Source organism: Pseudomonas donghuensis, from assembly GCF_000259195.1.
In the GTDB taxonomy this organism is placed as follows: Bacteria; Pseudomonadota; Gammaproteobacteria; order Pseudomonadales; family Pseudomonadaceae; genus Aquipseudomonas; species Aquipseudomonas donghuensis.
In genome coordinates this window covers 1-13,624 of the sequence record NZ_JH650777.1, presented here as the reverse complement: position 1 = coordinate 13,624, position 13,624 = coordinate 1, and the positions used below count along the sequence as shown (strand labels likewise).

14 protein-coding genes are annotated in these 13,624 nt (G+C 63.8%); 6 read left to right on the top strand and 8 right to left on the bottom strand.

Features of this window, described 5'->3' with window-relative positions; translation table 11 throughout:
- Nucleotides 1-30: 30 nt before the first annotated feature.
- Nucleotides 31-1,170 (top strand): hypothetical protein, encoded by a 1,140-nt coding sequence (locus UW3_RS0122055; RefSeq protein WP_010225714.1) that lies wholly within the window; start codon nt 31-33, stop codon nt 1,168-1,170.
- A gap of 98 nt (nt 1,171-1,268) precedes the next feature.
- On the opposite strand, the gene can is transcribed toward UW3_RS0122055, so the two are convergent.
- On the bottom strand, nt 1,269-1,907 hold the full coding sequence (gene can / locus UW3_RS0122050; RefSeq protein WP_010225713.1) for a carbonate dehydratase: 639 nt from the start codon (nt 1,905-1,907) through the stop codon (nt 1,269-1,271).
- A gap of 120 nt (nt 1,908-2,027) precedes the next feature.
- On the opposite strand from can, the gene UW3_RS0122045 reads away from it, so the two are divergent.
- Entirely contained in the window at nt 2,028-2,351 is a 324-nt protein-coding gene (locus UW3_RS0122045) for a hypothetical protein (RefSeq protein WP_010225712.1), read from the top strand.
- Between the two features lie 4 nt (nt 2,352-2,355).
- Here the strand turns inward: UW3_RS0122045 and rimI are convergent, their stop codons facing one another.
- Nucleotides 2,356-2,808 (bottom strand): ribosomal protein S18-alanine N-acetyltransferase, encoded by a 453-nt coding sequence (gene rimI / locus UW3_RS0122040; RefSeq protein WP_010225711.1) that lies wholly within the window; start codon nt 2,806-2,808, stop codon nt 2,356-2,358.
- The gene (locus tag UW3_RS0122035; RefSeq protein WP_010225710.1) at nt 2,801-3,598 is read right to left on the bottom strand and encodes a hypothetical protein; all 798 of its coding nucleotides are present in this window, start codon (nt 3,596-3,598) and stop codon (nt 2,801-2,803) included. Before UW3_RS0122035 ends, rimI begins: the two co-directional genes overlap by 8 nt.
- Nucleotides 3,599-3,777: 179 nt before the next feature.
- On the opposite strand from UW3_RS0122035, the gene mksB reads away from it, so the two are divergent.
- From mksB to mksF, 3 genes are read left to right on the top strand one after another with little or no spacing between them, the layout of a single operon-like run.
- A complete protein-coding gene (mksB, locus tag UW3_RS0122030) occupies nt 3,778-5,055 on the top strand; it encodes an Mks condensin complex protein MksB (RefSeq protein ID WP_010225709.1) in 1,278 nt (425 codons plus the stop codon).
- On the top strand, nt 5,045-5,746 hold the full coding sequence (mksE, locus tag UW3_RS0122025) for an Mks condensin complex protein MksE (protein WP_010225708.1): 702 nt from the start codon (nt 5,045-5,047) through the stop codon (nt 5,744-5,746). The genes mksB and mksE overlap by 11 nt, the downstream gene beginning before the upstream one ends.
- Entirely contained in the window at nt 5,743-8,574 is a 2,832-nt protein-coding gene (gene mksF, locus UW3_RS0122020; protein ID WP_010225706.1) for an Mks condensin complex protein MksF, read from the top strand. Before mksE ends, mksF begins: the two co-directional genes overlap by 4 nt.
- Before the next feature lie 108 nt (nt 8,575-8,682).
- Here mksF and UW3_RS0122015 read toward each other — a convergent pair whose 3' ends face one another.
- The 5 genes from UW3_RS0122015 to rplU form a co-directional block, all read right to left on the bottom strand.
- The gene (locus tag UW3_RS0122015) at nt 8,683-9,126 is read right to left on the bottom strand and encodes a CreA family protein (protein WP_162471134.1); all 444 of its coding nucleotides are present in this window, start codon (nt 9,124-9,126) and stop codon (nt 8,683-8,685) included.
- A gap of 22 nt (nt 9,127-9,148) precedes the next feature.
- Nucleotides 9,149-10,267, bottom strand: a complete 1,119-nt coding sequence (gene proB / locus UW3_RS0122010) for a glutamate 5-kinase (protein ID WP_010225702.1) — start codon at nt 10,265-10,267, stop codon at nt 9,149-9,151.
- A 75-nt stretch (nt 10,268-10,342) separates the two neighbouring features.
- Entirely contained in the window at nt 10,343-11,566 is a 1,224-nt protein-coding gene (gene cgtA / locus UW3_RS0122005; RefSeq protein WP_010225700.1) for an Obg family GTPase CgtA, read from the bottom strand.
- 192 nt (nt 11,567-11,758) lie between these two features.
- Nucleotides 11,759-12,016 carry a 50S ribosomal protein L27 gene (gene rpmA / locus UW3_RS0122000; RefSeq protein WP_010225698.1) on the bottom strand — a complete coding sequence of 86 codons (258 nt, stop codon included), beginning with the start codon at nt 12,014-12,016 and terminating at the stop codon, nt 11,759-11,761.
- Nucleotides 12,017-12,047: 31 nt separating this feature from the next.
- Nucleotides 12,048-12,359, bottom strand: a complete 312-nt coding sequence (gene rplU, locus UW3_RS0121995) for a 50S ribosomal protein L21 (protein WP_010225695.1) — start codon at nt 12,357-12,359, stop codon at nt 12,048-12,050.
- 252 nt (nt 12,360-12,611) lie between these two features.
- Between rplU and UW3_RS0121990 the strand changes: the two genes are divergently transcribed.
- Complete coding sequence (locus tag UW3_RS0121990; protein ID WP_010225693.1) at nt 12,612-13,580, top strand: polyprenyl synthetase family protein; 969 nt, start codon at nt 12,612-12,614, stop codon at nt 13,578-13,580.
- Nucleotides 13,581-13,624 lie beyond the last annotated feature (44 nt).

Sequence of the window (13,624 nt, the reverse complement as noted above, 5' to 3'; positions counted from 1 at the left end):
CTGCAGGGAGAAACTGACAAGGAGTTAATCATGCACAAGACTGCTCCATTGACCTTTGCCCTGGCCGCCCTGACCTTGAGCAGCGCCGCCCTGGCTGACACCCGTATCGACCTGGGCAGCCAGGAACGCGTGACCCGGCTGTTTGCCTACCCCAACAACTGCAATGTCATCTGCTTTCGTGACTGGAGCCTGGAACGAACAGTAGAGCACTACCTGACCCAGAGCGTGCAGCGCGACGGTTACGCCACCGCGACCGTGAAGGTCAATCGCGACAACGACAAACTGCATGCTGACATCCAGGGTGTGCCAAGCGACTACAGCAAACCCCTGCAAGCGCTGCTCACTACCGGCGATCTGGCCTATCAAGGCGCTAACCAGCTCAACCGCGAAGGCAAATGGGCCTACAGCTGGAACCTGTTCCTGCCGCTCGGCATGGCCCTGGAAAATCGCCGCAGCATTCAGCTCTTGCACTTCCCGCCGGACTACTCGCTGACCCAGGCCCAGGACTACCTGCGCTCCAACACTACCGACCGCTGGGCCACGCTGCTGACCTTCAACGGCATCCCCGCGGAACAAACCCCGGCCTACCAGACCATCGTCGACATCGCCCCGATCGCGGCGCCAGCCAGCGCCGGCAAAGACCTTGAAGGCGTGTATGGCTACTTCAAGGACTATCAGGTGCAGATGGTCAAGGAGGTGACCCGAACCGGCAATGGCGCATCCTTGCCAATGGTTGCCTTCGGTTCGCCGGTGCGCAGCTGGATCGAGCAGCAGTATGGGCCCAAGCTCTACGTTCTGGGCCTGGCGACCATCAGCCCGACGCCCGGGCAAAAGGTGTCGGTGCTGGGTGCCAACCACCCGAGCGCGATCTGGTATGCGGCGGATAAAACCAACTATGACGGCGACCAGGACAAAGCCGATCAGGCCGGGCTGAAGATGATGGGCCAAGACTTGAGCGCCGCCTGCTGGCAGTCGGGCATGGGCCGCAACCCGGCGGCGGATGCCAAGGCCACCCTGGGTGCCTGTACGCAGAAGTGGCAGGTGACAGCGAAGAAGCAGACGTGCGAGCTGTATTTCCGCACGATTCGCAACATGACCCCGGAGCAGGCCAGTGCCAAGTGCAATACTGGGGAGGTGACGCGCACGTTGCGTGATTTGCAGAAAGCTTGAGGGGTATCCATCGCGGGGCAAGCCCGCTCCCACATGGACCGGTTCATACAGATCCTGTGGGAGCTGGCTTGCCAGCGATTGGCCGCCCCGCGATAGGCTCAGTCCTGCGGACGCAACCGGTACTGCGGCGGCAGCTGGTCCAGGCCACTGATAGTCGCGTTCAAGCTCTTCCAGCGCCCATCCTTGATGCCATAGATGCAGCCATGCACCGACAGGCTCTGCCCGCGGTGCCAGGCATTCTGAACGATAGTGGTATGGCCGACATTGGCCACCTGCTGGATCACGTTCAGCTCGCACAGGCGGTCCACCCGCTCTTCCTCGGTCGGCAGCTTGGCCAGTTCCACGCGGTTTTCGTAGTACAGGTCGCGAATCGAACGCAGCCAGCCATCAATCAGGCCCAGCTGACGATCCTGCATGGATGCCCGCACCCCGCCGCAACCGTAATGGCCGGTGACCAGGATGTGCTTGACCTTGAGCACGTCCACCGCGTACTGGATCACCGACAGGCAGTTCAGGTCAGTGTGCAGCACCACGTTGGCAACGTTGCGGTGAACGAACAGGTCGCCCGGCAGCATGCCGACGATCTCGTTGGCCGGTACCCGGGCGTCCGAACACCCGATCCAGAGGAACTCCGGTGTCTGCTGACGCGCCAGCTTGGCGAAGAAATCCGGATCTTCCTGCTTGATCGCATCGGCCCAGCGCGCGTTGTTATCAATCAGTTCTTGTAGATCGTGCATGTTCAAGCCTCATGGTTGATGCCCATCCTGTGACAGGCGCTGGCCTGTTCAGGTCACGCCTTTGAATCTTCCGGCAAACGGCAGGTCAACCGTTTAGGCCCCTCTGCAGGAGGATCGACCATGAGCCAGAAACACCGCCCGCTTCACGCCCCGCAGCCCGCCCCGAGCGATGAAGACGAAGACCCCATGGGCTCGGTTGAAGAATTGCACTTTGACGAGGATACCCCCAACGTTGATGTCGGTTTCGACCCAACCGACGACGACCTCGAGCCGGAAACCCTGATCCCCGAAGACGGCGCCCGCTCCGCCAACGAGCCGGGAGCAAATCACCCTGCGGACTGGGACCTGAGCGTAGTCGACCAAGGTGACATCGGCGGCGGCAAAGGCCTGGATGAAGCAGAGCTGGCCCGCCGCGACCCGCTGGACGGCAAGCCGGAGCGCTGACCCCTTACTCGAACAGGGTGCAGGCCATGACCAGGGCGTCTTCGCGACCGCCAGCAACCGGGTAGTAATCACGCCGGCGGCCGATTTCATTGAAGCCGTAGCGCTCGTACAGGCGATAGGCCGACTGGTTGCTGGCACGCACTTCGAGGAAACACTCACGACCGTTGAGCGCATAGGCGCGCCTCATCAGCTCCTCCAGCAGGCGCAGGCCCAGGCCGCGACCCTGGCTTTCCGGCTTGACGGTGATATTGAGCAGGTGCGCCTCGTCGATGATCACGTTGATCACGCCATGGCCGACCTGCTGCTCGCCTTCGAACATCAGCCAGATTTCATAGGACTTGAGACCGTCGAGGAAGATCCCGCGGGTCCAGGGGTGGCTGAAGGCGGCGTATTCGATCTTCAGTACGGCATCCAGATCCGCCTCGGTCATCCGGCGGAAGCTGATCGAGTCACTCATCACTTGGTTTCCAGCGCGCCATCAGCCGGCGCATGGCTTGCCAGACGTGCGCCTTGCGCTGCGGCTCGTCCATCAACAGTTCGAGCCCCGGCAAGGCCCAGGCAGCGCCCAGCCCTTCAACCGGCAACTCGCGGTAATAAGCATCGGCGTCGGCCTCGCCGGCAAAACGCACGGCAGGCAGGCCGATCAGCCACAGGCAGACGCACGGCGCTTCTTCAAGCCGGGCCTGGATAAAGCCCTGGACGAAATCGGTCGCCGCCTGCGGCCCCTGATCGAGGTTGCCGCGCACCAGCAACGGCCAGCGCACCGGCTCGCCGATGATCTGCGGGCTGTCCGGCAGGCCGGCGGCGCGCAGCATGTCCTTGAGCAACAGATAGGAGGGGTCGCGGCTCTGGAATGGCTCGCCGGTGGCAAGCTCCACCAGCAGCAGGCAATTGCCGGCGCGCAGCAGTTGCAGGGCAAAGCGTGGAGGCGGCACCGGGGCCGGCCTGGCCGGCACTGGCGCCTTCTCGGCCTCTTCCACTGCTTTGGCCGCCACTTTCGGCATGCTGCCCGGGCGCGGGATCTCGATCTTCGGTCGCTCAACGGTGCGTGCTACCGCCGCGCTCGCTGCTACGGCAGCGGCAACAGGCGCCTGCTCCTGCGGCTCGAACGCCGGTTCCTCCAGCGCCGCCACCGGCAACAACAGCTCCGGGCGCGACGGTGCAGCGAACGGCAGTTCGGCACGCGGCAGCCAGTGCACCACTTGCATGGCGTTGAGGTAAGCGCGGCGGCGGGACTCGATTAACAAGAAGGATCGGCCATCTGTGGATAAGTCAGGGGCGATATTCTAACGTTGTTCGCCGTTTGGCGCCGCTGTTGATCGGCAGAAAACCGCTCGACAGCAGGATCAAGCGATCAGGGGGTGAATCGACAGGCGTCTGATGCAGTACAATCGGCGCTTTTATTTGGCAACGAGTCGACCCGCCAATGATCGAACCCAAGCGCGTCCTGCGCGCCCTAGCCGAACACTGGGCCCTGCTCGAGCCGTTGTGCGAGCGCTTCGACGGGGGCACCCTGAGCCTGGCCGAACTGCGCCAGCAACTGGCCACCCAGCAGTTGGAGAGTACCCCCCAGGACATCACCAGCCTGCTCGACGTGTGGATCCGCCTGGATATCCTGGTGCCGGTGGCCAAAAGCCCGAACCGTTTCGAGCTCAACGCCCAGATCCATGACTTTCTTGCCTACCTGCGCCGTGAGCACCGCCTGGGCCTGTGCCTGGAGATCGAAGCCTACCTGCGCCACCTCGAGCGCCTGGCCGGGCATATCCAGGACGCCTTCGAGATTCGCGACGGCAACGACCTGGCGCGCCAGCTGCGCCTGCTCGACATGCGCGTGCGCGACGTCCTGAAGAAGCTCGACAACGACGAACAGGCGTTGGTCGCCGTGGCCGAACGGGCCAAGACCAGTGACCGGCAGATCCCCCTGCGCCAGCGTTACGCCGAAGTCCTGGCGACCTGGGACGAATATGTCGAACCGATGATCCAGCTGGTCAACGCCGACGGCGCCTTCGAGCAAGGCGTGCGCAAGGTCGAGACCGTGCTGCTGCGCTTGCTCGGCGAGCAGGCGCGCCTCGGCCATCTGGTCGACGACGATATGCTCCTGCGTACCCATGCGCGCATCCTCGAGATGCAGACCAGCGCCCAGTTGACCCTGCGCCATGCCCGCGAACTGCTGCTGCCGCTGCGTGAAGAAGCGCGCCGCCACAACGCCGTGACCCGTGGCGCCGCCCTGGCCCTGTCGGTGATCCGCCGCAAGGGCCTGGACGCCGTGCCGCAAGCCGCCATGCCGCTGTTCACCCGCCCGCAGAGCACCTTCCTCGGCAGCGCCAGCCAGGTCGAAGCCTACGTCTATGCCCTGGCCCGTTTCGAGCCCAAGCCTGCGCAGTTCCCCAAGGCCCACAAAAGCCACAAGGGCGACGCCCCGCGCGCACCGCGCACGGTCAAGGAAATGCTCGAACGCTGCGAAGACGCCCTGCCGCTGCCGGACCTGATGGTCTGGCTGCTCGACCAGGAGCCCGAAGGCGCCACCGACGAGCTGCTGTACTGGTTCTCGCGCCTGTCGCGGGAAAAACGCTTTGCCCGCGAGCGCCTCGAGCGCCGCCAATACACCACCCGCGAACACCTGGTCAGCCTGCGTTCCTTCGCTCTGACATCGAGCCGCGAACCATCGCCTGAGCCAACTGCGAGCCCCGCCCATGCATCTTGATCTTTCCGAACTGTCCCAGCTCGCACCGATCTTCCGCGAGCTGTTCAAGGGCTTCCACATCAGCCGCCGCGACCCGGAGCTGTACGCCCAACTGTCGAACTTCCAGGACCAGTACCGTGGCCTGTTCAAGGCCCTGGGCTTTGAACTGGTGTGCGACACCCGCGGTTTCTACTACTTCGTCCCGGACCTGGCCGCCGCCCAGGTCAACAAGACCGCCCAGCGCCTGTCGCTGTTCACCTTCATCCTGGTCGAACACCTGGCCGACCAGGGCCGCGACCCAATGTCGGTTCTCGACGGTGGCAGCCTGGGCCGCGACGAGCTGCCTTCGCTGCTGGAAAAGTACCGCGACCTGTTCATCCAGGCCGAAGTGCAGACCCCGGACGAGCTGGAAGAGAAGATCATGCGCCGCATGACCCAGCTCGGCTTTGCCCACGAAGAGAACGGCATCTACCGCTTCCTGCCGCCGATGCACCGCTTCCTCGACGTCTGTCTGTCGGTCCAGCAGGACCGCGACCTGGCTGCCAGCCTGCACAGCGCCCTGCCGCTGCCAACGCCGGTGCTGGTCGAGGAAGAGAGCCCGGAAGAGCTCAACCGTACCGACGACCCGCTCGACCTCAGCCCGTTCGAAGAAAGCGAAGAAGACGCCTTGGCCCGAGCCATTGCGCAAGAGCAACAGGAGATTGACGCATGAGCCAGGAACGCTACGGCATTCGCCGCTTCGCACTGCTCAACACCGCCGGCTACAGCCTGGGTCTGTTCCCCCTGGAACACCCATTGTCGGTCTACGGTGCCAACAACCTGGGCAAGAGTGCCTCGATCAACGCCCTGCAGTTCCCGATCCTGGCGCGCATGTCCGACATGAGCTTCGGCAAGTACAGCCTGGAGCAGTCGCGGCGCTTCTACTTTGCCAGCGACACCAGCTACATCCTCTGCGAGGTCAACCTGCCCCACGGCCCGCACGTAATCGGCGTGGTCGGCCGCGGCCCGGGGGGTGGCTTCGGTCACCAGTTCTTCGCCTATGCCGGCGAGCTGGACCTGGCCCACTACCAGAAAAACGACACCTGCCTGCGCCAGAAAGAGCTGTTCAGCAACCTCGAGCGCAACGGCCTGAAAGCCTATGAGCTCAAGCCTGACGAGCTGCGCCGGTTGCTGGTCGGCGGCCACACCTCGATCCCGCTGGACCTGACCCTGATCCCGCTGCGCTCCACCAGCGAACAGAGCCTGAAAACCTTCCGCGCCCTGTTCATCAACCTGCTGCACATGCGCGAGATCACCGCAGCCAAGCTCAAGCAGCTGTTCCTCGATGCCTTCGAGCACAGCCTGCGTTCGGGCAGCGTCGACTACATCGCCGCCTGCGAAGAGGCCTTCCGCGACGTACGGCGCATGGAGCAGGACTACAACTCGCTGGTCGCCGCCGGCCCGCTGGTCGAGGCCCTGGCCAACGGCGTGGCCCAGCGCGACATCCTGCGCGGCAAGCTGCATCGCCTGTCGCCACTGCTCGACTCGCTGCTCGGCACCTGGCAGGACTACGCCAGCGCGCGCAAAGAAGAACTGGTGATCCAGGCCGAGCACTATAAAAACGAACAGGACAGCCTGCAGAACGACCAGCGTGGCGGCACCCAGGAGCTGATGCGCCTGGAGCGCGAGATCACTGGCGTGCAACGCTGGCTCGGTGAGCTGTCGGTGCTCAAGCACCGCTTCGCCCTGGTCGACGACGTCAAGGTCCTGGAACAGCAACTGCTGGCCGCCAAGGACGCCCACGACGAACTCGCCGGCGCCCTGGCGCAGTCGCGCCAGTTCAGCGCCGAAGACCTCGAAGAGCGTCTGCGCGAGCTGGAAAAACGCCTGAAGTCGGTCAAGCAGCAACTCGATCATGCCGACAACAACAGTTATGCACGCCTGCGTGAAGAGTTCTCGCAGCAGGACGTCGAGCGCCTGATGCGCCTGTTCAACGGCGCGCTGTTCAGTCTGCCGCTGGGCGAGCGCGGCATCGAGCTGGACGACAGCGATGTCTGGGTCAAATCCCTGGAAGCGGTGCTCGACGGCTTCAAGGGCGAGCGCTTCGAAGCCCCGGGCCTGTCCATCGACCTCTCGCACATCGAGCCCCCTGCCCTGCAGGCCCTGGCCGACCGCGCCGCCCTGCGTGACCAGAAGGAACGCCTGGAGAAAGAGCTCAAGCAGCTCAAGACCCAGCAGGCCGTGGCCGCCGACCGCGCCGCGAGCAAGACCCAGACCGAAGCCCTGTACCAGCAGGTACTGGATGCGCAGAAGGCCCTGGAAGACTTCCGCCGCAGCGAGACCCTGTCCGCCGAAGAAGGCGACAAGCTCGAACAGCTGGCGCAGATGGAAGCCGCCCAGGACGAGCTCAAGCGCTCCAGCGACGCCTTCACCGAACGCGTCCAGCAACTGTCGGCCAAGCTGCAACTGGTCGGCCGCCAGATCGCCGACATGGAAGCCAAGCAGCGCACGCTCGACGACGCCCTGCGCCGTCGCCAGCTGCTGCCCGCCGACCTGCCGTTCGGCACGCCGTTCATGGAGCCGGTCGACGACAGCATGGACAACCTGCTGCCGCTGCTCAACGACTACCAGGACAGCTGGCAGGGCCTGCTGCGGGTCGATGGCCAGATCGAAGCGCTGTACGCCCAGGTACGCCTCAAGGGCGTGGCCAAGTTCGACAGCGAAGACGACATGGAACGCCGCCTGCAACTGCTGATCAACGCCTACTCGCACCGCACCGAAGAAGCCCTGACCCTGGGCAAGGCACGCCGCGCCGCGGTCACCGATATCGCCCGGACCCTGCGCAACATCCGCAGCGACTACGACAGCCTCGAGCACCAGCTGGCGCTGTTCAACCGCGAGATCAACAAGCGCCAGGTGTCCAACCTGCAGAGCTTTCGCATCGTCCTGGCGCCGAACAAGGAAGCGCTCAAGCACATCGACCAGATCATCCACAGCGCCGGCCAGTACGAGGAAGGCGAGACCCTGTCGGTGTTCGACCTGAGCCAGAGCGCCGAGCAGGACAACAAGAACGAAGAGGCCAAGGAGTACCTGGCGCGGCTGGTGGCGGCCAACCACAACCAGCTGGGCCTGAAGGACCTGTTCGAACTGGCCTTCGAGATCACCAAGGTCGGTGGCCAGCCGGTGATCCACACCGACATCGACGGTGCGGCGTCCAACGGCACCACCATGACCATCAAGGCGCTGACCAACATGTACCTGTTGCTGCACCTGATGGACCGCGACCTGGCCGGTCGCGTGCGCCTGCCGTACTACCTGGACGAGGCGGCCGACATCGACGAACGCAACCAGGCAGCGCTGCTGGAAACCAGCTTGCAGCTGGGCTTCGTACCGATTCTGGCGAGCGTCAAGCCGCAGGTCTCGGCGCATGTCGCCATCGACCTGGAAGGCGGCAGCGGGCCGAACGGCATCTACATCGACGAGGCGGACTGGAAGTACATCAGCCGCCGCGATGTGGAGAAGGCGGTGGTGCGGGTAGAAGAGGAAGAAGCTTCGGCTTGAGGCCTCTCCAGGGGCCTTTCAGGCCCCATCGCCGGCAAGGCCGGCTCCCACAGGGATCACGGTGGTCCTTGTGGGAGCTGGCTTGCCAGCGATGCATTCAACTCGGTTTTACTGAGCCCACGGCAGGATCGGAATCGCCGTTACCGCGTTCTGCGGACTGCCTTCGATCACACGATCCGAGTACACCAGATAGACCAGGGTATTGCGCTTCTTGTCGAGAAAGCGCACCACCTGCATGGTCTTGAACACCAGCGAGGTACGCTCCTTGAACACCTCGTCACCGTCCTTGAGCTGCTCCTTGAAGCGAATCGGCCCGACCTGACGGCAGGCGATCGACGCCTCGGCGCGGTCTTCAGCCAGGCCCAGGCCGCCTTTCAGACCGCCAGTCTTGGCCCGCGACAGGTAGCAGGTCACGCCCTCGACCTTCGGGTCGTCAAACGCCTCGACAACGATGCGGTCATTCGGCCCGACGATCTTGAACACCGTCGATACCTGGCCAATCTCCTCGGCCGACGCCAGTACCGGCAACGCCAGCAGCGCCGCTGCAATCATCCCTTTGAACACACGTATTTCCTCAGACCAGAATCAGGTTGTCGCGGTGCACCAGCTCCGGCTCGGCGATGTAGCCCAGCAGGGCCTCGATCGCGTCGGACGGCTGGCCAATGATTTTTTGTGCTTCCAGGGCGCTGTAGTTGGCAAGGCCGCGGGCGACTTCGAGGCCATCCGGACCAACGCAGACCACCATCTCGCCACGCCGGAAGCTGCCCTGCACGGTCTTCACACCGACCGGCAACAGGCTCTTGTTGTCCTTGCGCAGGGCCTTCACTGCGCCATCGTCGAGCACCAGGGTACCGCGAGTTTGCAGGTGGCCAGCCAGCCACTGCTTGCGCGCGGCGAGCATGCCGCGCTCAGGCGACAGCAGGGTGCCCAGGCGTTCGCCCGCCTTGAGGCGGTCGAGCACGCGCTCCAGGCGGCCACCGACGATGATCGTGTGGGCACCGGAACGCGCTGCCAGGCGCGCGGCACGCAGCTTGGTCTGCATGCCGCCACGGCCCAGGGCGCCACCGGTGCCACCGGCCACGGCATCGAGGCTCGGATCGTCGGCACGGGCTTCGTAGATGAGCTGCGCATCAGGGTTGTTGCGCGGGTCGGCATCGAACATGCCGTCGCGGTCGGTGAGGATCACCAGCAGGTCGGCCTCCACCAGGTTGGCCACCAGCGCCGCCAGGGTGTCGTTGTCACCGAAGCGGATCTCGTCGGTAACCACCGTGTCGTTCTCGTTGATCACCGGCACCACACCCAGTTCCACCAGGGTGCGCAGGGTGCTGCGGGCATTGAGGTAGCGCTTGCGGTCCGACAGGTCGTCGTGGGTCAGGAGGATCTGCGCGGTGTGCCGGCCATGCTCGGCAAAGCTCGATTCCCAGGCCTGCACCAGGCCCATCTGGCCGATCGAGGCCGCGGCCTGCAGCTCGTTCATCGCACTCGGTCGCTTGGTCCAGCCCAAACGGCTCATCCCGGCGGCAACCGCCCCGGACGACACCAACACCAACTCGACACCCGCCTCATGCAACGCCACCATCTGCTCGACCCAGACACCCATGGCCGCGCGATCCAGGCCCTTGCCATCTGCTGTCAGCAGGGCACTGCCGATTTTCACGACCCAGCGCTGCGCACCCGTCACCTTGCTCCGCATCTTCTTCCAACCTATTCAGATCTTTAGATACCAAAACGCCGCTCCTGAGAGCGGCGTTTAGTGTACTGCAACGAATCAGTCGCGCACGTAAATGATTTCCGGGCCGTCTTCGTCGTCCTCGTCCCAATCATCGTCATCGTCGTCGCCGATGTCGTGCACGCTCTTGACGCCGCTGCGGCGCAGGGCGCGGGCGTCGTCCAAGGCCTGCAACTGAGCACGGGCTTCGTCTTCGATGCGCTGGTCAAGCTCAGCCAGCTCTTCGGCGTAGGCCGGATCGTTGGCCAGGCGGTCGGCGCGGTCTTCGAGGTAGCGCATGATGTCGCGGCTGAGCTGCTCGGTGCCCTGCTTGGAGATCGCCGAGATCACGTAGACCGGGCCTTCCCACTGCAGACGCTCGACCACTTCCTTGACCCGCTCGTCACGCTCGTCGTCCATCAGCATGTCGGTCTTGTTCAGCACCAGCCAGCGGTCACGCTCGGCCAGCGACGGGCTGAAGCGGGTCAGCTCGTTGACGATGACTTCGGCGGCATCGGCGCTGCTGCTTTCATCCAGCGGCGCGAGGTCGACAAGGTGCAGCAGCAGGCGGGTACGCGCCAGGTGCTTGAGGAAGCGGATACCCAGGCCGGCGCCGTCGGAGGCACCTTCGATCAGGCCGGGAATGTCGGCGATGACGAAGCTCTTCCAGCGGTCGACACTGACCACACCCAGGTTCGGCACCAGGGTGGTGAACGGGTAGTCGGCGACTTTCGGCTTGGCGGCCGATACCGAGCGGATGAAAGTACTCTTGCCGGCGTTCGGCAGGCCCAGCAGACCGACGTCGGCCAGTACTTTCATTTCCAGTTTCAGGTCACGCTGCTCACCCGGTTTGCCCGGAGTGGTCTGGCGTGGCGCACGGTTGGTACTGGATTTGAAACGGGTGTTGCCCAGGCCGTGCCAGCCGCCCTGGACCACCATCAGCTTCTGGCCCGGCTTGACCAGGTCGCCGATGACTTCCTGGGTGGCGGAGTCGATCACCGTGGTGCCGACCGGCACGCGCAGGATCAGGTCGTCGCCCTTCTTGCCGGTGCAGTCGGTGCTGCCGCCGTTGGAGCCGCGCTGGGCCTCGAAGTGACGGGTGTAACGGTAGTCGACCAGGGTGTTGAGGTTGTCGTCGGCAACCATGTACACCGAGCCGCCGTCGCCACCATCACCGCCGTTGGGGCCACCGTTCTCGATGAATTTCTCGCGGCGGAAGCTCATGCAACCGTTACCGCCATCACCGGCTTTGACCCGGATCGATACTTCGTCAACAAACTTCATAAAAACCGCCTCTCGTCAGCTGGACGAGCTGAGTGACACAAAGACATAAGGCTCTTGCAAAAGTGAGCGCGGCGGCCCCGTCACGATAGTAACAACCCACGCCGGCAGCCCATACAAACAGCTTTGCAAGAGACTCACCCCACAAACGAAAAAGCCCCGTCGCGAGACAGGGCTTTTCCAGCGTTCGCGCGATTACTCGGCGACAACGCTCACGTAACGACGACCGAAGGCGCCTTTTACTTCGAACTTGATCTTACCCGCGATCTTGGCGAACAGGGTGTGATCCTTGCCCATGCCAACGCCGTAGCCAGCGTGGAATTGGGTGCCGCGCTGACGCACGATGATGTTGCCAGGAATGATAGCCTGGCCGCCATACATCTTCACGCCAAGGCGTTTGGCTTCTGAGTCGCGACCGTTACGGGTACTACCACCAGCTTTTTTGTGTGCCATGGTTCAATTCTCCAGAAATGGATTCAGGCGATTAAGCCGAAATACCGGTGATCTTGATTTCGGTGAACCACTGGCGGTGGCCCATACGCTTCATGTGGTGCTTACGGCGGCGGAACTTGATGATGCGCACTTTGTCGTGACGACCTTGGGAGATCACTTCAGCAACAACTTTGGCACCAGCAACGACTGGAGCGCCGATGTTCACGTCGTCGCCATTGGCAACCAACAGAACGCGGTCGAAAGTCACGGATTCGCCAGTGGCGATTTCCAGTTTTTCGATTTTCAGGTATTCACCTTCGGCGACTTTGTACTGCTTGCCACCGGTAACAATTACTGCGTACATGGGTATTTCTCCGATAATCCTGCTCACCCAGCTCTTTATAGGAAGAGTATTGGCTGGCATGGCTGCATAGGGCTGGAACGGCCCAGTGCAATTGCGTAAGGCAGGTGCTGCCCAGGAAGTTCAGGGTGCGCGATTGTACGCAAGCCCTGCTTTGCTTGCAAGTCCCACCCCCGGCCCGCGGGCAGCGCGCCTTGACACGCCGGGACCCGCGACCTAGCATGCCGCGCAACCTTTATGGAGCACCTGTGGCCGATGCAACCCCAAGCTTTCTACCGTGCGGTAGCGGACGACTTCAGCGCCGTTGACGAGATTATCAAGAAACAGCTGACTTCGCGTGTACCGCTGGTATCGAAAATCGGCGACTACATTACCTCGGCTGGCGGCAAGCGCCTGCGTCCACTGCTGGTGCTGCTGTGCGGCAAGGCCCTGGGCCGCGAAGGCGACGACCTGCGCCTGCTGGCCGCCACCATCGAGTTCCTGCACACCGCCACCCTGCTGCACGACGACGTCGTCGACATGTCCGGCATGCGCCGTGGCCGCTCCACCGCCAACGCCCTGTGGGGCAACGCGCCAAGCGTGCTGGTCGGTGACTTCCTGTACTCGCGCTCGTTCGAGATGATGGTCGAACTGGGCTCGATGCCGGTCATGCAGATCCTCTCCAAGGCCACCCGGGTCATCGCCGAAGGCGAAGTCCTGCAGTTGTCCAAGGTGCGCGACGCCAGCACCACCGAAGAAGTCTACATGGACGTCATCCGCGGCAAGACCGCGATGCTGTTCGAGGCCTCGACCCACAGCGCCGCGGCCCTGGCCCAGGCGAGCGAGGAACAGAGCGAAGCCCTGCGCACCTTCGGTGACCACCTGGGCGTGGCCTTCCAGCTGGTCGACGACCTGCTCGACTACAAGGGCGATGCGCAGACCCTGGGCAAGAACGTCGGTGACGACCTGGCCGAAGGCAAGCCGACCCTGCCGCTGATCTACACCATGCGCGAAGGCACCGCCGAACAGGCCGCGCTGGTGCGTCAGGCGATCCAGAAGGGCGGCATCGAAGACCTCGAGAGCATCCGCGCGGCCGTCGAAGCCTCAGGCTCCCTGGACTACACCGCCAAACTGGCCCGCGACTACGTGGCCCGCGCCATCGCCTGCCTGGACGTGCTGCCAGCCAGCGAATACCGCGACGCACTGGTCGAACTCAGCGAATTCGCCGTCGCCCGCACGCACTGATTCGCCACTTCCCTAATCGCGGGGCAAGCCCGCTCCCACACGGT